The 18,329-nt window shown below is 59.1% G+C and carries 18 protein-coding genes, 1 pseudogene and 1 riboswitch; of the genes and pseudogenes, 9 read left to right on the top strand and 10 right to left on the bottom strand.

Annotation, left to right across the window (positions count from 1 at the left end; all coding sequences use genetic code 11):
- The first annotated feature begins 32 nt into the window (after window positions 1–32).
- Together AWM79_RS16515 and AWM79_RS16510 are read left to right on the top strand one after the other, a co-directional pair.
- Entirely contained in the window at window positions 33–1,031 is a 999-nt protein-coding gene (locus AWM79_RS16515; RefSeq protein WP_017132627.1) for a class I SAM-dependent methyltransferase, read from the top strand.
- Between the two features lie 40 nt (window positions 1,032–1,071).
- A riboswitch (yybP-ykoY riboswitch) is annotated at window positions 1,072–1,193 on the top strand.
- A gap of 87 nt (window positions 1,194–1,280) precedes the next feature.
- Window positions 1,281–1,865 (top strand): TMEM165/GDT1 family protein, encoded by a 585-nt coding sequence (locus AWM79_RS16510; protein ID WP_017132626.1) that lies wholly within the window; start codon window positions 1,281–1,283, stop codon window positions 1,863–1,865.
- Between the two features lie 57 nt (window positions 1,866–1,922).
- On the opposite strand, the gene AWM79_RS16505 is transcribed toward AWM79_RS16510, so the two are convergent.
- The 4 genes from AWM79_RS16505 to AWM79_RS16490 all read right to left on the bottom strand — a co-directional run bounded on the left by AWM79_RS16505 (window position 1,923) and on the right by AWM79_RS16490 (window position 4,098).
- The gene (locus AWM79_RS16505) at window positions 1,923–2,741 is read right to left on the bottom strand and encodes a M48 family metallopeptidase (protein WP_060783294.1); all 819 of its coding nucleotides are present in this window, start codon (window positions 2,739–2,741) and stop codon (window positions 1,923–1,925) included.
- Between the two features lie 246 nt (window positions 2,742–2,987).
- Window positions 2,988–3,608: an SOS response-associated peptidase gene (locus tag AWM79_RS16500; RefSeq protein ID WP_060783293.1), complete on the bottom strand. Its 621-nt coding sequence runs from the start codon at window positions 3,606–3,608 to the stop codon at window positions 2,988–2,990.
- A 33-nt stretch (window positions 3,609–3,641) separates the two neighbouring features.
- On the bottom strand, window positions 3,642–3,902 hold the full coding sequence (locus AWM79_RS16495; RefSeq protein WP_017132623.1) for a putative signal transducing protein: 261 nt from the start codon (window positions 3,900–3,902) through the stop codon (window positions 3,642–3,644).
- Between the two features lie 13 nt (window positions 3,903–3,915).
- Complete coding sequence (locus AWM79_RS16490; protein WP_060783292.1) at window positions 3,916–4,098, bottom strand: CPXCG motif-containing cysteine-rich protein; 183 nt, start codon at window positions 4,096–4,098, stop codon at window positions 3,916–3,918.
- A gap of 288 nt (window positions 4,099–4,386) precedes the next feature.
- Here AWM79_RS16490 and AWM79_RS16485 point away from each other — a divergent pair, with 288 nt between their 5' ends.
- Window positions 4,387–5,550 (top strand): 1-acyl-sn-glycerol-3-phosphate acyltransferase, encoded by a 1,164-nt coding sequence (locus tag AWM79_RS16485; RefSeq protein WP_208599952.1) that lies wholly within the window; start codon window positions 4,387–4,389, stop codon window positions 5,548–5,550.
- A 33-nt stretch (window positions 5,551–5,583) separates the two neighbouring features.
- Here AWM79_RS16485 and AWM79_RS16480 read toward each other — a convergent pair whose 3' ends face one another.
- Window positions 5,584–5,871 carry a hypothetical protein gene (locus AWM79_RS16480; protein ID WP_176986800.1) on the bottom strand — a complete coding sequence of 96 codons (288 nt, stop codon included), beginning with the start codon at window positions 5,869–5,871 and terminating at the stop codon, window positions 5,584–5,586.
- Window positions 5,872–6,043: 172 nt separating this feature from the next.
- Between AWM79_RS16480 and AWM79_RS16475 the strand changes: the two genes are divergently transcribed.
- Window positions 6,044–6,250: a hypothetical protein gene (locus tag AWM79_RS16475; protein WP_017132619.1), complete on the top strand. Its 207-nt coding sequence runs from the start codon at window positions 6,044–6,046 to the stop codon at window positions 6,248–6,250.
- A gap of 68 nt (window positions 6,251–6,318) precedes the next feature.
- Here AWM79_RS16475 and AWM79_RS16470 read toward each other — a convergent pair whose 3' ends face one another.
- Window positions 6,319–6,903: a YajG family lipoprotein gene (locus tag AWM79_RS16470; protein WP_017132910.1), complete on the bottom strand. Its 585-nt coding sequence runs from the start codon at window positions 6,901–6,903 to the stop codon at window positions 6,319–6,321.
- A gap of 866 nt (window positions 6,904–7,769) precedes the next feature.
- Between AWM79_RS16470 and mqo the strand changes: the two genes are divergently transcribed.
- Entirely contained in the window at window positions 7,770–9,278 is a 1,509-nt protein-coding gene (gene mqo / locus AWM79_RS16465; protein ID WP_017132909.1) for a malate dehydrogenase (quinone), read from the top strand.
- 114 nt (window positions 9,279–9,392) lie between these two features.
- Here mqo and AWM79_RS16460 read toward each other — a convergent pair whose 3' ends face one another.
- Window positions 9,393–9,680, bottom strand: a complete 288-nt coding sequence (locus AWM79_RS16460) for a PA4642 family protein (RefSeq protein ID WP_017132908.1) — start codon at window positions 9,678–9,680, stop codon at window positions 9,393–9,395.
- 226 nt (window positions 9,681–9,906) lie between these two features.
- On the opposite strand from AWM79_RS16460, the gene glsB reads away from it, so the two are divergent.
- Window positions 9,907–10,815, top strand: coding sequence for a glutaminase B (glsB, locus tag AWM79_RS16455; RefSeq protein ID WP_060784001.1), 909 nt, complete (start codon window positions 9,907–9,909; stop codon window positions 10,813–10,815).
- Window positions 10,816–10,979: 164 nt separating this feature from the next.
- On the opposite strand, the gene AWM79_RS16450 is transcribed toward glsB, so the two are convergent.
- From AWM79_RS16450 to AWM79_RS16440, 3 genes are all read right to left on the bottom strand, one after another.
- On the bottom strand, window positions 10,980–12,713 hold the full coding sequence (locus AWM79_RS16450) for an ABC transporter ATP-binding protein/permease (RefSeq protein ID WP_017132906.1): 1,734 nt from the start codon (window positions 12,711–12,713) through the stop codon (window positions 10,980–10,982).
- A gap of 86 nt (window positions 12,714–12,799) precedes the next feature.
- Window positions 12,800–13,360 carry a response regulator transcription factor gene (locus AWM79_RS16445; protein ID WP_017132905.1) on the bottom strand — a complete coding sequence of 187 codons (561 nt, stop codon included), beginning with the start codon at window positions 13,358–13,360 and terminating at the stop codon, window positions 12,800–12,802.
- Entirely contained in the window at window positions 13,357–14,616 is a 1,260-nt protein-coding gene (locus tag AWM79_RS16440) for an ATP-binding protein (protein ID WP_017132904.1), read from the bottom strand. Before AWM79_RS16440 ends, AWM79_RS16445 begins: the two co-directional genes overlap by 4 nt.
- 782 nt (window positions 14,617–15,398) lie before the next feature.
- Here AWM79_RS16440 and AWM79_RS16435 point away from each other — a divergent pair.
- The 3 genes and pseudogenes from AWM79_RS16435 to AWM79_RS16425 all read left to right on the top strand — a co-directional run bounded on the left by AWM79_RS16435 (window position 15,399) and on the right by AWM79_RS16425 (window position 18,301).
- Window positions 15,399–15,695, top strand: coding sequence for a polymorphic toxin type 15 domain-containing protein (locus AWM79_RS16435; RefSeq protein ID WP_156430177.1), 297 nt, complete (start codon window positions 15,399–15,401; stop codon window positions 15,693–15,695).
- A 187-nt stretch (window positions 15,696–15,882) separates the two neighbouring features.
- Entirely contained in the window at window positions 15,883–16,593 is a 711-nt protein-coding gene (locus AWM79_RS16430) for an SIMPL domain-containing protein (protein ID WP_060783289.1), read from the top strand.
- A 106-nt stretch (window positions 16,594–16,699) separates the two neighbouring features.
- Window positions 16,700–18,301 (top strand): annotated as a pseudogene (locus tag AWM79_RS16425) (ABC transporter substrate-binding protein).
- Window positions 18,302–18,329: the final 28 nt, after the last annotated feature.

Genomic DNA, 18,329 nt, shown 5'->3' with positions numbered 1-18,329 from the left:
AAACTGCGGCACTTTTTTTCAGGGAGCAGACCATGGATCCGCGCAGTGAAGTACTGCTTCGTCAGGCTGAATATTTTCAAGGCAAGCTGCTGCTGGCGGGATTGCCTGCCGACGACCTGCTCGGTCGCCTGCCCAATGCCCACGGCTGGTGCTGGCACGCCGGCGACCAGGCGGCGCTGGATGCCCGTTTCGCCGGACGCAGCCACTTCGGCGTGAACCCGCCGGAGCTGGCGTTCGACGCCGCCGTGGTGTTCCTGCCCAAGTCCAAGGACCTGACCGACTACCTGCTCAACGCCGTCGCCTCGCGGCTGCCTGGTGGCGAGGTATTCCTGGTCGGCGAGAAACGCAGCGGGGTCGAAGGCGCGGCCAAGCAACTGGCGCCCTTGGGCAAGCCGCGCAAGCTCGACAGCGCCCGGCATTGCCAGCTGTGGCAGGTCACGGTCGCTGAGGCGCCGGCAGCCAAGCCGCTGGAAAGCCTGGCCCGACACTACCAACTGGACCTGACGGAAGGTTCGTTGAACGTGGTCAGCCTGCCCGGAGTGTTCAGCCATGGCCGACTGGATCGGGGCAGCGCCCTGCTCCTTGAACACCTGGACAAACTGCCGAGCGGCCCGTTGCTGGACTTTGGTTGCGGCGCCGGGGTGCTCGGCGCGGCGGTGAAGCGTCGTTACCCGCACAACACTGTGATCCTGCTCGATGTCGATGCCTTCGCCACCGCCAGCAGTCGGCTGACTCTGGCTGCCAATGGTCTGGAAGCCGAGGTGCTGACCGGCGATGGAATCGATGCCGCGCCGATGGGTCTGAGTGCGATCTTGAGCAATCCACCGTTTCATGTCGGGGTCCATACCGACTACCTGGCCACAGAAAATCTGCTGCGAAAAGCAGCCAAACATCTGAAAAATGGCGGCGAACTTCGGCTTGTTGCCAATAGCTTCCTGCGCTATCAACCACTGATCGAAGAGCATCTCGGGACCTGTGTCACCAAGGCCGAGGGACAGGGTTTTCGAATCTATAGCGCCAGGCGCGGCTGAAAAATAAACGCTTGCGCAATGGATTTTGCCTAGGCAAAATCCGCTCCGTCCTAGGGGAGTAGTCTCCCACGAGCCTCACGCTCGTCCGGCATGCGTCAACATACTTGGTCCTCAGACCATGGCGCATGCGACCCACGGTTCGCACAGACGAACCCAGGGTTTGACAAGACCTATGACACGAACACCTTACCCGGGGCGGGAAGGCTGTACGTGTCATAGCCGTGTCGACCCGCCCCCTAGGAAAACCTGATGCTGGATTCTCTCCTCGTTCCGACCGCAATCGTTGCCTTGGCCGAAATCGGCGACAAGACGCAACTGCTCGCGCTCCTCTTGGCAGCCCGTTTTCGCAAGCCCTGGCCGATCATCGCTGGCATCATTGCCGCCACCCTCGCCAACCACGCGGCTGCGGGTGCCGTGGGTGCCTGGTTCGGCAGCTTCTTCTCGGATGCACTGCTGCACTGGGTCCTCGCCGCGAGCTTCACCGCCACCGCGCTGTGGACCCTGGTGCCGGACAAGATGGACGATGACCCAGCCAGCAGCTCACGCAAGTTCGGTCCGTTCCTGACCACGCTGATCGCGTTCTTCCTCGCGGAAATCGGTGACAAGACACAAATAGCCACGGTGATGCTGGCGGCACAGTATCCACACCTGTGGCTGGTGATTATCGGTACCACCGTGGGCATGCTGATCGCCAACGTGCCCGTGGTGCTGGCCGGCAACTTCGCCGCGGAAAAACTGCCACTGACCCTGATTCGTCGCCTGGCCGCCTCGGCGTTCTTCATCCTGGCGATCGTTGCGGTGTACAAGGCCATGCAAAGCAGCGGCTGGATCTAGTGGCCTGTGAGGCTCTCGTGGCGAGCGGGCTCCTGGGTCCAGGAGACCTGCAGGCCTTCAAGACTTGCGGGCCTGCTGATACAACGGCATCACTTTCGGAATGACCGCTTCCAGCGAAGCAATCCGGCTGGTGGACGCCGGGTGAGTACTCATGAATTCCGGCGGGGCACCTTCCGCCGCCTTGCTCATCTTATTCCACAGGCTAATCGCCGCGTTCGGGTTGTAACCGGCACGCGCAGCAAGTTCCAGGCCAATCAGGTCCGCTTCGTTTTCATTGGCGCGGCTATTGGGCAAGGTCATGCCGTAGTTCGCCACCGTATCGGCCAGCGCCAGACTGTCCTGGCTGAGGCCGAACAAGACGCCAACGCCTTGCTTCGCCATCTCTATGCCGTAGGCCTTGGACATCGCTTCGCGGCCATGCTCACGTAGGGCATGGGCGATTTCATGGCCCATCACCGCGGCGATCTCATCGTCGCTCAGTTTGAGCTGATCGATCAGTCCGCTATAGAAGATGATCTTGCCGCCGGGACCGCAGTTAGCGTTGAGTTCGTCGCTTTTAATCAGATTGACCTCCCATCGCCATTGCGCGGAGTCCGGGCGGAATGTCGGCGCCTGAACAATCAGTCGGTTGGCAATTGCCTGGACCCGCTTGGCATTAGCGCTGGTTTTATCCAGTATGCCCTGGCCCTTCGCTTCTCCCAGCGTCTTCTGATACGACTGGGCATACATCTGATCGACTTCCTGGCTCGACAGCATGCTGAACATATATTGCTTGCGCTCAACGCCTACGGCACCGCCGTTGGTGGTATTGACCGTTTGGCACCCGGCAACTAGCAGGCCCGCCGCCAGCGCACACAAAACCAATCGTTTAGCCATAAGCCACTCTCCCTAAAAACTGCCGGCTATCCTAGGCGCTGATTTGTATCAACGCCAGATACAAACAATCTGCAGTCCGGGATTTCAGACAAACCTCAAATATTTGTAGGAAAAAACACAGATCGACACCAAGCCACCACCTGCCGAGTCCAACGACCTATTCATCCACCGCCTGGCAGGCGTCATCCTGCAGCGCTTCAGGAGAAATCGTCGCCGCACAGCCTCAGTTGAACGCATCACCGCGCCTTAGCCCGGCGTCAGGCACTCCGGCGCATTGAGCTTGGGATCATTTACCAGGTTGGCCAGCAGGCGCTCGCGCAATGGCGCCTGGGAACTGGCCAGCAAGGCCTGCAACTCATGCAGTGGTGTATCCTGCGCTAGCCATGCCGCCTGCCCCGCCGCATCGAGAATCAGCGGCCGCCGCTGACTCGCCGCCGGCTGCGTCACGACCGCGGTACTCAGCCAAACCTGCTCCTGCACTGGATAGGCCTCCCAAATCGCCGCGAAAAACAAGCTTGAACCTTGCGCTGGCGTCAACCAATACGGGCGCTTGCGCTGCGTTCCGCGCCACTCGTAAAAACCATTGGCCGGCAACAGGCAGCGCCGTTCACGAAACGCCTGACGAAACATCGGCTGCTCGGCCACGGTTTCCGCCCGGGCATGGGCCGGTGTACGCGACAGGTCGGTCAGCCACGGCGGTGTCAGCCCCCAACGCGCGCGCGCCAATTCGCGCTGGCCCGTCGCAGCCCGCAGGATCAACACCCAATCGTTGGGCGAGATGTTCCACTGCGCCTGCTGGTCGGCAGGAAAGCCGGGCAAGGCCGCAAAGGTGGGATTCCAACGAAACAGGGCAAAACGTCCACACATGAGGCAAAACGACTCTTTTATGCAAAGACGCGGCTAACAGAGCAGCACGTCGGGGAAACTCTCCGGTTCATCGCCGGGCAGCGGTAGCGCGGCATTGTACGCGGCGATCAGCTCACGTGCGTATTGCGCCCGATCATTCTCTACCGCCAGGGCCAGCAAACCGAACACCGGCAACTCTCCCGTCCCGCCCAGCAGATCGCGCCCCACCAGATGCGCCTGCACGCCTTCGCTGGCGAGCATGCCTTGCAGCAGCTCACCTTCCATCAGGTTTTCCGGTTCGTAGATTCGTTGCATCCGGGCGCCCTCATCACTCGTTCTCACTGTGAACATTGAGCATCCATTCATAACCATCGGTCTGCAGGGTAAAAACAATCGGCCGGCAGCACACCGGGCAATCCTCGATATAGGTCTGGTCCCCGCCGGACAAATCCAGCACGGCCTCGACCTCTTCACCACAGTAGGGACAGCAGTAGCGTTCAGTTTCCAGCATCGCGGCCTCCGAAGTGACTTGTGCGTATAATCGCGGGTCTATTTGCAGGGCTAATTTTTTATCTGGGCTTTATTTTTCAGATCAGGCTTTGTTATTTATCACTCAAACCCAGGCTTTTGTGCGAAAACTCGCGAAGCGAAGGTCAGGCAAGACAAAAATAGGCAAGGACCGGCCAGAGTCGCGCCCGACTTTACGTGTTGTACATGAGCAACGCAGCATTACCGATGCGCAGTCACTTTACGTGCAAAGCCTACTACTTACCCTAGCCGTTTCTAACAAGAGAGCATGATGGGCGAATTCGATGCCATCCGACCTTACGACGACTCCGAGGTGCCAGCCGTGCTGGCCCGGTTGCTCGGCGACAAGGCGTTTCTAGATATCCTCACGCATTTTCGCTTCCCGCGCCTGGCCGATGCTTTCGGTTGGCTACTCAGGCCCTTGATCGCCTATCGACTGCGCCGTGAGTTAGCCGGAGTGAAATGCGTGGCGTCACTGCAAGACAAGATCGAGGTCTATGTCGATAACACTATCGAACGGGCCACTGACGGGGTGACCTACACCGGAGTCGAGCAGTTCAAGTCCGGCAGCGCCTACCTGTTCCTGGCCAACCACCGCGACATCGTGATGGATCCGGCCTTCGTCAATTATGCCGTGTACCATGCCGGCCTGCCGACACCGCGTATCGCCATCGGCGACAATTTGCTGCAAAAGCCGTTCGTCAGCGATCTGATGCGCTTGAACAAAAGTTTTATCGTGCACCGCTCGATCACCGGACGACGCGAGAAGATGGCGGCCTATCAACTGCTGTCGGCCTATATCAACCATTCGATCCGCAACGACTGCCAGTCGATCTGGATCGCCCAGGCCGAAGGTCGCGCCAAGGACGGTGACGACCGCACCGAATCAGCCATCCTGAAAATGTTCCATATGAGTCGCAAGGACGAGCCATTCGCCGAAGTCATCCGTTCGCTGAACCTGACACCGGTCTCGATCAGCTACGAATACGATCCTTGCGATCAGGCCAAGGCCCGCGAGCTATACATCCGCGCCACTACCGGCACCTATAACAAGGTGCCGGGCGAGGATGACGCGAGCATTGCCAAGGGCATCACCGGCTATAAGGGGCGGGTGCATGTGAACTTTGCCGCACCGCTGAGCGGGGCGTTCGAGGACACCAAAGTGCTGGCCCAGGAAATGGACCGACGGATCCTCGGTGGCTATCGATTGTTCCCGGTGCACTATCTGGCATATGCCCAATGGGGCGATGCCGACCCGCAGTTGCAGGTACCTGCCGCCACAGAGCTGTTTCCCGCCCAGGAACTGGCCCAGGCCCAGGCAGAATGGCAACGCCGCCTGGATGCCTGCCCGGCAGAACATCGACCGTACCTGGTGCAACAGTATGCGACGCCGGTACGCAATCAGTACCGGATCAAGGCGGGATGGCCGCTCTGATCAACCGTAACGCCCGGCCTGGCAGCCTTCCGCTCAGAGCCTGGTACTGAGCCAGGACAGCAGCAGTGCGATGCCGAGGCAGGCAAACCCGAATCGATAGAAAAATCGGTTCGCCCGCAGCACGCGGGAATCGAGCAATAACAGCGGCAGCTCAATCGACCGCCCTTCGCTCTGCATCTCCAGGTTTTCCAGCGCCCGCTGCTCACGGCGGCGGGTAATCTGCAACAACCAGGCCCCCGGACAGGCCAGCAACAATGCAAACAGATTGAGCCATTTGCCCGGATGGCCCGCCAACGCGCTCCAGATCAAGTGCAGCGACATCATGAGCCCTCCGATAAATAGCCGTTCGCGACACGCACAAGTATCAAATCACGCGTGCATGACAATTTCTCGTGTCCGTCTCCCTACAATTTACGGGGTAATTGACACTGTCACCTGAACGTCACCTTAACAGGCCAGTCTGTCGCCCCTCGATACCGTCACGGAGCTAGTCATGTTGCACGCAGAGAACCAGGATCGGCTTTACCTGATCGCCCCCAGCGATGAGCAGGAAGCCCTGGTGGACGCCCTGTCGTTCAACGTCCAGGACCGTCATTGGCTGGTCTATTGTGCTCTTGGCGGCCATCAGCACGCCGATCTGCCCGAAACCGACCTGACGACCGGCGTGAGTCTGCTGGACTTTTATGTGCAAGCCGCCTGATTTCAGGCAGGAATAAAAACCCGGCCATGAATGGCCGGGTTTTTCGTTTCTCGGACTCGGGCCGTGAATTACTGACCCAGCAATCGACCGATGCTCGGGTCCTTGAAGACCCGGGTCAGCGCGTCGCTCAGCACGTCGCTGATCAGCTTGGTGTTGGTTTCCTCATTGGGCGCCATGCCGAAACGCTGGTTCAGCGAAGCACCGTACTGGCCGCTATAGCGTTGGTTGGCATTGGTCACATCGGAACGGAAATTGGCGCCGATGGTGGCTTCGGTCACATACGTGGAGTCCTTGGGCGACTGATAGGTCAGGTCCGACAAGGTCACGGTCAGGCTGGGTGCATTCATGGCGTTAGGCGTCGGGGTATAGCCCAGCAGGCGCACGGCGGCTTCGGCCTGGGCCTGAAGTTTTGGCACGATATCGGCGCTCTGCACGGTAATAGCACTGGTTTCAGGGTACAGGCCACCACGGGTTCCCAATACCGGCGAACGACGACCATCGACAACCCTTACCACCACTTGCTGACCATGGCCCACCGGCGCGAGCTGGGTGGTGAGCTTGGGTTGCGGGCTAAGCTGCTGGGGGCTGTTGGCACAGCCGACCAAGGTCAGACTGGTCACAGTGATCAAACCGAACAACAGGCGTTGCAACATGCTCATCTCTCCAAGGACTAGGCACAATCAGGTCATCAGTATAGCCGTGCGCGGGCGCGGCTAACCAGACATCCGCCTCGCTACCGGGCCGCCTGTCCGCCACCCGCAGGCGACCTCAGCCGTCGAGCATCTGACCGGCTGACTAATAAAACTCATTTAACAGGATCATTTCTGCGCGATTCTTAGTTACAATCTCCCCCCGATTATAAGGACGTCTCCTGATCGGGCCTCGCAGCATCGTTAATGCCCTGGCATTAGCTCCCCGCACCGCCCACAGAGAGCCGCCCACACAGATCGAGTGAAATCGGCGGGCTTGCTGTCATACCTGTAAACCGCCGTTTTTGCCGAATCTGCCAGAGCTGCCCTTGCGCTCGTTCACTGAGCTGTTTGCCCGCACGCCAGCCTCGTTTCCTGGCCGGCATTTGCTTCGCGGGCCCGGTGACAGGTTGCAGCAGCCCTTTTTTGAGGTTCACGTCTTCAAAAGAGCGTGAAAAAACGGGTATTCACTACTTCACGAGAGTGTGGCGAGCAAATGAAAAGTTTTGCGTCTGGAAATGCACCATCAGTGTCCTCAACGACTCAATCACATAGGACCCGATATTCCCGGACAGGTGCTTGAAGCCTGTCCGCTCACGGATTTGGTTGCACGATCGGATGCTCTCGACCCTAAGTCGAATGGCGGGAGGCTACCTGGAATGCGTTCATACGCACTTCAAACCTACCGCCAGCGTCCGCTGAAGTTGCAAAAAATTGCGAAGAATCGAACATGGCGAACCTGGCCATGAGTGACCCGGAGCTGCTTGAGCCCGGTCAATTCCTGGCGGCCATGCCGTCAATGTGGTGCTGCAGATTTTGGAGACGCGGTAATGGCGCATAACGAAGCAGTCGATGTGGTCCTGGTTGGGGCTGGCATCATGAGTGCCACCCTTGCGGTGCTACTCAAAGAGCTCGACCCCGGTATCAAGCTGGAAGTCGTTGAGCTGATGGATTCGGGTGCCGCAGAGAGTTCCAACCCGTGGAACAACGCCGGGACTGGCCACGCGGGGCTGTGCGAGCTGAACTACACGCCGCAGGCCACCGACGGTTCCGTCGACATCAAGAAAGCCGTGCACATCAACACCCAGTTCGAGGTGTCGAAGCAGCTCTGGGCCTATCTGACACAAAAAAACACCTTCGGCTCGTGCAAAACGTTCATCAGCCCCGTACCGCACTTGAGTTTCGTCCAAGGCGAGGAAGGTATTGCGTTCCTGAAGAAGCGCTTCGAAGCGCTGCACCAGCACCACGCCTTCGCCGAGATGGAATACACCGAAGACCGGGCGAAGATGAGCGAATGGATGCCGTTGATGATGCCAGGCCGTCCAGCCGACGAGCCGATTGCCGCGACCCGCGTGATGAACGGCACCGATGTCAACTTCGGCGCCCTGACCAATCAGCTGCTCAAACACCTGACCAGCGCCCCGGATGCCCAAGTCAAGTACTGCAAGCGCGTGACCGGCCTCAAGCGCAATGGCGCTGGCTGGACCGTGAGCATCAAGGACGTGAACACCGGCAACAGCCGTGAAGTCGACGCCAAGTTCGTCTTCCTCGGTGCCGGCGGCGCGGCCCTGCCGTTGCTGCAGGCTTCGGGCATCGAGGAAAGCAAAGGCTTCGGCGGCTTTCCGGTCAGCGGCCAATGGCTGCGTTGCGACAACCCGGAAGTGGTCAAGCAGCACCAGGCCAAGGTCTACAGCCAGGCCGCAGTGGGTTCGCCACCGATGTCCGTACCACACCTGGACACCCGGGTGGTGGATGGTAAGAAGTCGCTGTTGTTCGGACCGTATGCCGGCTTCACCACCAAGTTCCTCAAGCATGGTTCGCTGATGGACCTGCCGCTGTCGGTACGTGCCGGCAACATCGGCCCGATGCTGGCCGTGGCCCGCGACAACATGGAGCTGACCAAGTACCTGATCAGCGAAGTCATGCAGTCGATGGAGCAGCGCCTGGAGTCCCTGCGGCGTTTCTATCCGCAAGCAAAAGCCGAAGACTGGCGTCTGGAAGTAGCCGGCCAACGGGTGCAGATCATCAAGAAAGACCCGAAGAAAGGCGGCGTGCTGCAATTCGGCACCGAACTGGTCACCGCCAAGGACGGCTCATTGGCCGCCCTGCTCGGGGCATCGCCGGGGGCTTCGGTCACCGTGTCGATCATGTTGGAACTGATCGAACGCTGTTTCCCGGAAAAAGCCAGTGGCGAATGGCTGGCCAAACTCCAGGAGATCTTCCCGGCGCGGGAAAAAGCCCTCGAAACCGACGCGGCGCTGTACCGCAAGATCAACACCCAGAACAACATCAGCCTTGAGCTGGTGGAGCCAAGCAGCGAGACCGAAAGCTACGCCTGAGGTCATCGCGAATAAAAACCCTGGGATCGTTGCTTGCCACGCGGGCCAGCAACGATCCCACCGGTGATGCGTTCACTCGGCCCTATAGGGCCTGCTCAGTGCTTACCACCCGACTCAACCGCGAGCGTTGTTGATCAGGTCGATGTAGCCGGGAGCGTTGCGTTGGTCCTGGATCAGCGCAACGAAGTCCCGGCCATGCTCATCCTGACCGTCAAGGTCATAACCGGCTTCCTTGAAGAACACCAGGAAACGCTCGAAATCGTCGATCCGCAGGCCCCGATAGGCCTTGATCAGCTTGTGCAGGGACGGCGAAGTCGCATCGACCGGCTCGAAGTCGAGGAACAACTTGATCTGCGCGTCGCCGATCTCGTCACCAATCACCTGTTTCTTATCTTTGCGCATTACCGGCTCCAGCCACAGACATTACACGGGCGGGCAGTTTACCCCCGCATCTGCTCCGCTCTCAACGAGTACGCACCGATCCGGTCGGCAGATCGGCCCGCAGATGTCCGTTGGCGTAGAGATCCCAAGCGCTTCTTCGACCACAAAAACTGTGCTTCCAACCCGGTGTCCGGCGTCTAGCAGCATGGAGTCCTGCAACCCGCGGGAAGTGACTGCGAGCCCGAGCATGCAAGCACTGTTGAGCGAAATTCTAGATGAAGTCCGGCCAATGATCGGCCAGGGCAAGGTAGCTAATTACATTCCGGCGCTGGCCGATGTACCGGGCAATCAGCTGGGTATTGCCGTGTACAGCAACGACGGCGAGGTGTTCTGCGCTGGCGATGCGCTGATACCCTTCTCGATCCAGAGTATTTCCAAGGTGTTCAGCCTGGTACAGGCGATCAACCATTCCGGCGAGGCCATCTGGCAACGCTTGGGCCATGAGCCCTCGGGGCAGCCGTTCAACTCGCTGGTACAGTTGGAATTCGAACGCGGGAAACCGCGCAATCCGTTCATCAATGCCGGGGCGCTGGTGATCTGCGACATCAACCAGTCGCGCTTCGCCGCTCCGGCGCTGTCGATGCGGGACTTTGTCCGGCGGTTGTCCGGCAATATGCAGGTGATGGTCGACGGCAAGGTGGCCGACTCGGAGTACCAGCACCGCGCACGCAATGCCGCCATGGCCTACCTGATGCAATCGTTCGGCAACTTTCACAACGATGTGGAAGCGGTACTGCATAGCTATTTCAGCCACTGTGCGCTGCGCATGAACTGCATCGACCTGGCCCGAGCCTTCTGTTTCCTGGCCAACGATGGTTTCTGCAAGCACAGCGGCGAACGGATCCTGACACCGCGCCAGACCCAGCAGGTCAACTCGATCATGGCCACCAGCGGGCTGTACGACGAGGCCGGCAACTTCGCCTATCGGGTCGGCCTGCCAGGCAAGAGCGGTGTGGGTGGCGGGATCGTTGCCGTGGTGCCGGGACAGTTCGCCGTGTGCGTCTGGGCACCGGAGCTGAATGCCGCCGGCAATTCACTGGTGGGCATGGCGGCGCTGGAACTGCTGAGTCAGCGGATTGGCTGGTCGGTGTTCTGATCCGCGAAGGGGGAATGTCTCACAGGCCACCGTGCAGCTCCCCCGATGGGTGCTCATGGTCGCCGACTCGCTGGGTACGCGAAGCACGCTGCACTGGCTTTCCTTATCACTCGGCTGAACGGATGAGCCCGTAGCGTGGCTCAACCGGGTTGTACGATCACAGTCTATGCATGGGCCGGTTCTTGAGACACCAGCTGTCCTCGCTCTATGCGCAAATGCCGAGTATGGAATTTGTTCAAACTGCTGCGATGGCCGACGCTGACGATCCCGATGCCGGGAATCTGCTCGATCAGGGCCTCGTAGAGATCGGCTTCATCCTCTTCGTCCATGGCCGAGGTCGCTTCATCCATGAACAACCATTGCGGTGCGTACAACAGGGCACGGGCGAAGGCCAGGCGTTGCTGCTCGCCCGGAGACAGCATGCGCTGCCAGTGGTTACTCTCGTCCAGGCGCGCAACCAAGTGATGCAAGCGACAAGTTTCCAAAACCTGGACATAGCGCTCTTGCGCATAGGCATCGCCCGCCTGTGGATAACTCAGTGCCTCACGCAGGCTACCAATGGGCAGGTAGGGCTTCTGCGGCAAAAACAGGTAGCGTCGGGCGGGTAGGCGAATACTCCCATGGCCCTGCGGCCAGAGGTTGCCCATGGCGCGGAACAAGGTACTTTTACCGCTGCCAGACCGACCGGCCAGCATCAGGCGCTCACCTGCCGCGACGGCCATATTGGCGCCATTCAACAGTGTACGGTCATTGTTCAACTGCAGATCGAGGTTGCGCACCTTCAACTCGTCGCCCTCGCTTTGTACATCGATGGTCTGGACACGGTCCTCGTTGTCGCCCATGGCCTGACGAAAGCTCAACAGACGATCGCATGTCGCACGCCACGCGGCCAGATCCGAATACGCCGTGATGAACCAACTGAAATTTTCCTGCACATTGCCAAACGCAGAGTTTATCTGCATCAATTCGCCCAGTTGGATCTTGCCGGCAAAGTAACGCGGGGCGGCCACGATAAAGGGAAAGATTGTGGCAATCTGGCCATAGCCCGCCGTGAAAAAAGTCAGGCGCTTGGAAACGCGCATGATGTCCCAGAAGTTGTGCCAGACCTTGCCAAAACGAGCGCTCAAGCGTTGATTTTCGTTCGACTCACCATTGAACAACGCAATACTCTCGGCGTTCTCACGAACCCGGATCATGGAGAAACGCAGATCGGCCTCAAAACGTTGCTGGCGATTGTTCAAGCCAATCAGACGATGACCGATCCGGTGAGTCAGCCAACTGCCCACCGCGGCATAGAGCAAGGCACACCAGAACATGTAGCCGGGAATGGTGATGCCCAAGACTTCGATGCTGCCTGAGACACCCCACAGGATGATCGAGAACGACACCAGGCTGACCACGGTGCGGATCAGGCCCAAGCCCAGGCTCAAGGTGTTGGAGGTGAAGCTATTGAGGTCTTCGGAAATCCGCTGGTCAGGGTTATCGGTGTAGCCGCCCTGTTCCAACTGGTAGTAGTTCTTGTGACCGAGCCAGCGCTTGAAATGTTGCTCGGTCAGCCAGTTACGCCAACGGATCGTCAGCATCTGAGTCAGGTACAGTCGGTAGACCGCACCGAGAATCGCCGCCGCGGCGATACCACAAAAATACAGGATCAGCCGCCAGAAGGCGCTCTCGTCCTTCTGTTGCAAGGCGTCGTAGAAATCCTTGTACCAGCTGTTGATCCAGACCGAAATCGCGACGCTGAACAACGAAAGACCAATGACCGCCAGCAACAATAACCAGGCCTTGCCCTTCTCTTCACTGCGCCAATAAGGCGTTGTCATGTGCCAGACCCGGCGAAAAAACTGTCCCTGCACGGCATCGTTGACCGCGCAATACTCGGCGTTCTTCTCAGTCATTGTTCAGGCTCGATTAGCGTAAGAAAATTTATTGGCCGATCATAGAGGATTCGCACAGGCGATAATGCAGGCGAAGAACGATTCGTTCAGCGCCGCACTGGCCGCTTCTGCAATTTGCGCTGCAAGGTCCGCCGATGCATGCCCAAGGCACGGGCCGTCGCAGAGATATTGCCCTCGTGCTCGGTCAACACGCGCTGGATGTGTTCCCACTGCAGGCGGTCCACCGACATCGGGTTTTCCGGCACCAGGGTATCGAGGTCGGCGTGCTCGGAGAGCAAGGCCGCCAGCACATCGTCGGCGTCCGCTGGCTTGCACAGGTAGTTGCAAGCGCCGCGCTTGATCGCCTCCACCGCCGTGGCGATGCTGGAATAGCCCGTGAGGATCAGCACGCGCATCTCCGGATCGAGCTCAAGCAGCTTGGGCAACAGCACCAGACCGGAGTCGCCGTCCATCTTCAGGTCTAACGCGGCGTAGTCCGGCAGGTCCTGCTGGGCCAGGATCAGGCCTTCTTCGGCGGAGCCGGCGGTGCTGACACGAAAACCGCGCCGGCTCATGGCCCGCGCCATCACACGGGTAAAAGTGGCGTCGTCGTCCACCAGCAACAGATGCGGCAGTTCTTCGCCTTCGACTGGGATCTCGTCATTCATGCTTCGTCTCCTCGGGCGACACGAGGCAGGCGCAGCTCGGTGAGCGTGCCGCCTTCCTCATGACTGTAGAGTTTCACCGAGCCGCCGGCGCGTGTCACGCTGGCCTTGCTCAAGAACAGGCCCAGGCCGAAACCTTTGCCCTTGGTGGTAAAGAACGGTTTGCCGATCTGCTCGGCGATGGCCAACGGCACTCCGGCACCGTGGTCGCGAATACTGATGGTGAGGTTTTCCTCGTCCCAATCGAGCTGTACTTCCAGGCCCTCGGAACAGGCATCGGCGGCGTTGTTCAACAGATTGAGCAGAGCCTGGGTCAAATCCGGTGGCGGCGCCAGGCGCGGCACTTCGCCCTGCCCCAGGAGCTGAAAACGATAACTGGCCTCCGGGCGCATCAGGTGCCAACGGTTCAGCGCTTCGTCGAGCCAGACCGTGACATCCTGCATCTCCACCGCCAGCCGGCGATTGGCTTCCGCGGCCCGCACCAGTTGCTGCAGGGTCTCCTTGCACAGCTTGACCTGATCCTGGAGCACACTCAGATCGTCCTGCAACGCCGGGTCCGAATGGTCCTGGCGCATCTCCTTGAGCAACACGCTCATGGTCGCCAGTGGCGTGCCCAATTCATGGGCGGCCCCGGCGGCCTGGGTCGCCACGGCCAACAGTTGCTGGTCACGCAGGCCTTCTTCACGACGCAACGCACGCAGCTCTTCCTGGCGACGCAATTCCTCGGCCATCTTCGCGGCAAAAAAGGTGATGACCGCCGCCGCCAGGGCGAAGCTCAGCCACATGCCATAGATCTGTAGATTTTCCCGGGAGATCGGAAAGGTTTCCAGCGGGTAGAACTGCACCAGCAGCAAGGTGTACAGAACCAGTGCAATACCGGAGAGGGCTACCGAATAACGCCAGGACAACGTCACGGCGGCAATGGTCAGCGGCACCAGATAATAGGAGACGAAAGGGTTGGTCGAGCCACCGGAGAAATACAACAGGGCGCTGTGGATAAACAGGTCACAGGCTAGCTGTACGGCGTATTCAAGCTCGGTGACCGGCCAGGTCGTGCGCAGGCGCACCACGGTGAAAGCACAGAGCACTATGGAGCAGACCAGCGTGGTTGCCAGTTGCAGCCAGGGCAGCGGCAACAGATCGAACCCGTAGGCGATACCGACCGAACCGGCCTGGGCGGCCAGCACCAGAATGCGGATGAACGTCAGGCGCCACAGGTTCTGGCGAGTCGCGGACAACAATGGAAAGGGGGTGAGCATGAGCTCTCCTGATGAGCGCTCCAGGTGGATCGCCACGAGTATAACCAAGCCGGGGGCGGACAGGCCAATGTGCGGCAAACCGCCACAGTTGGCAAATCTCGTCGTGGGTAAAGATGCACAATGGCAAGGGGGGGTTGTGCCGATGCCATTGGGTTGGAAATTCGAAACCAAACGCGATCGTGCGGCGAGTGGGCTTGCCCACGCTGGGGCGCGAAGCGTCCCTAAAGCCAGTGAGTGCAATGTATCAACTAGAACGAGGTGTCTGGTTTTTCGGCTGTTTCACAGCCCGATCGAATGTATGCGTCTGGCGAAGTCATCTAGCAGGTAAATTTTTAGACGTCCGACGTGGGTATCTCGACTCTGTGTCGCACTGCCTGAACCACAGGGGAGCGGGAATCATCTAGCACAGGCCTTTCGACTGCCGCTGCCTTAAAGGGTTGGATCCCTTGAAATCACTTTTGACAGAGCATGGCACAAAGCCTAGCTTTCCCAATTCTCCCCCGAACGCAGGAGCGATGAATGCCTTTATGGACAAGAATCCCCAGTTGGCTCGATATCGAGGCTTATGCCGAACGTCTATTTCGTCAGGGCGGCCTAGGGGAACGCGAAAGGGGCACAAATCCTCTCAGCCCACCCAGCTCCACAAATTTACCTAGTCTCGATCTGATCTATCGCCGAGTCAGATGTGTCCGTCAAGCGTGTGATTTGGGCGAAAAAGAGGCCGCCAGCAGCATCCTGAAGCGCTTTTCTGACCTTGATATTCGAAGCATTCTTGATGAGAGCTGAATCGGCTGACGGTTGAGGAATACTTAGAAAATATAGCTAACCCCGGTAAACGCGATGCTATGGCGGCGAAGAAAGCCCGTAAGGATCTAAAAGATACTTTGCAAGAACGGTTTCAAAGGCAATTTCAAAAAGAGATGAGCCCTCTAGACGCTGAAGAGGCCGCAATCAAAGAGGCCGCGAGAACCATGTCAAGTCTTGCTGGGTTGCACAATTCTGACCTAACAGTTGGCGGGAAGGACATCATCGCGGATTTCGGGGACAGGCAAGTCAACTCCAGCATTGGGCCACAGTAGCGACCCAAAATCCAAAATCTAAAAACTGCTGCCGAGAAAGTGCCAGAATCCCTGCGAGTGAGCCATATAACTTTTAAGTATATGTATTGAAGTTGTAATCAGCAGAACCGGACAATCCCGGCGTAGTCTGATACCTGCACGCGGAGCTGTCCGACACCCACCGCGTCCCGTATCCCAAGGAGTTTTTATGCAACGGTTCACTCGCAGCGCCACCCTGCTCGCGCTTAGCATCGCCACCCTGACCAGCCTGCCGGCGCTGGCGGCCGACGAGCTTCATTACAACCAGATTTCTCTGCGGGCCCAAGCCAGCCAGGAGGTAGCACGGGATCTGATGACCGTCACTCTCTATACCGAGGCGCAGAACACCGACCCGGCCAAGCTCGCCGCCGAGATCACCAACACCATGAACAAAGCCCTCGGCCAGGCCCGTGAAGTGAAGGCCGTGAGCCTGCGTCAGGGCAGCCGCAACAGCTATCCGGTCTACGACAACAAGAGCCAGAAAATCACCGGCTGGCGTGAACGCGCCGAACTACGCCTGGAAAGCGCCGACTTTGCCTCTCTCTCCAAGCTGACCGGCGACCTGATGCAGACCCTGAAAATGGACAGCATGAATTTCTCCATTTCCACCGCGGCCCGCAAGGCCAGCGAAGATGCCTTGCTCAAGGACGCAGTGAATGCCTTCAAGGCTCGCGCTCAGTTGGCCACCGACGCCCTGGGCGGCAAGGGCTACAAGATCGTCAACCTGAACCTCAACAGCAACGGTTATCCACCGCCCTACGCCCGTGGTGCGATGATGATGAAAGCCGCTGCCATGGACGCGGCACCGACTCCGGACATGGAAGCCGGAACCAGCGAAGTCAGCATGAGCGCCGATGGCGTGATCGAGGTCCAGCAATAAAGACCCAGTGGCCTGTGTGGTGAGCGCTTTCTAAGCAGGCCAGAACGGCGGTAACCTCGGTGACCGCCGTTTTTTTTGCTCTAGAAAAGCGCTCCCAGAGGATTCCATGGAAAGAACCGTATTCAAACCGCTGCTCCTTGCCGCCAGCCTACTGGCCGGTGCACCGCTGGCCCAGGCCGCTACCACCTTGGTCTACTGTTCCGAAGCCAGCCCGGCTGGTTTCGACCCCAGCCAGTACACCAGCGGCACCGATTTCGACGCGTCGGCCGAAACCGTGTTCAACCGCCTGACCCAGTTCAAACGCGGCGGCACCGAAGTCGAACCTGGCCTGGCAACACGCTGGGAGGTCTCCACCGATGGCCTCGGCTACACCTTCCACCTGCGCCCCGGCGTGAAATTCCACACCACCGACTATTTCACGCCAACCCGCGACTTCAACGCCGACGATGTACTGTTCACCTTCAATCGTCTGCTCGACCCGAACCAGCCCTTGCGCAAGGCTTACCCTTCGGAGTCGCCGTACTTCACCGACATGGGCCTTAATACCACCATCAAGAACGTCGAGAAACTCGACGAACACACTGTGCGTTTCAACCTGAACACGGTCGATGCGGCATTTATCCAAAACCTGGCAATGAGCTTCGCCTCCATCTAGTCCGCCGAATACGCTGACAAGCTGCTCAAGGAAGGCAAGGCCGAGGAACTCAACCAGAAACCGATCGGCACCGGCCCCTTCGTGTTCAAGCGCTACCAGAAGGACTCGCAGATTCGCTACGTGGCGAACAAGGCATATTGGAAACCCGAGGACGTGAAACTCGACAACCTGGTCTTCGCTATCACTCCCGATGCCGCCGCGCGCCTGCAGAAGCTCAAGGCCGGTGAGTGCCAGGTCAGCGGTTACCCGCCCCCGGCGGACATCGAGATCATGAAGCAAGACCCGAACCTGCGAGTGCTCCAGCAGGCTGGCTTCAACCTGGGTTTCCTGGCCTATAACGTGACCCACAAGCCGCTGGACCAACTCAAGGTGCGCCAGGCGCTGGACATGGCCATCGACAAGCCGGCGATCATCAAAGCGGTCTACCAGGGTGCCGGACAACTGGCACAAAACGCCCTGCCACCGGCGCAATGGTCGTTCGACCCGAACATCAAGGATGCGCCCTACGATCCAACCAAAGCCAAGGCGTTACTGAAAGAGGCCGGGATCGCCCCCGGCACCAGCATCGACCTGTGGGCCATGACCGTGCAGCGCGCCTCGAACCCCAATGCGCGGATGTCGGCGCAGATGATCCAACAGGACTGGGCCAAGGTCGGGATCAAGGCCAATATCGTCAGCTATGAATGGGGCGAATACATCAAGCGCGCCAAGAACGGCGAACATGACGCCATGATTTATGGCTGGACTGGAGACAATGGCGATCCGGACAACTGGCTCGGTGTGCTGTACAGCTGCGGTGCGCTAAAAGGCAGCAACTACGCCAAATGGTGCAACCCGGATTATGATCGACTGGTCCAACAAGCCAAACTCGCGAGCAATCGCGACGAACGGGTCAAGCTCTACCAACAGGCACAGAAAGTCCTCAAGGAACAAGTGCCCATCACGCCCATCGCGAACTCGACGGTATTCCAGCCGCTGCGCAAGGAAGTACGTGACTTCAAGATCAGTCCCTTCGGCTTGACGCCCTTCTACGGGGTAAGTCTGGATAAGTAACACGCACGCCCCAACCATGCACGCCAGA

Source organism: Pseudomonas agarici (assembly GCF_001543125.1).
In the GTDB taxonomy this organism is placed as follows: Bacteria; Pseudomonadota; Gammaproteobacteria; order Pseudomonadales; family Pseudomonadaceae; genus Aquipseudomonas; species Aquipseudomonas agarici.
This window is presented reverse-complemented; position numbering and strand designations above follow the sequence as displayed.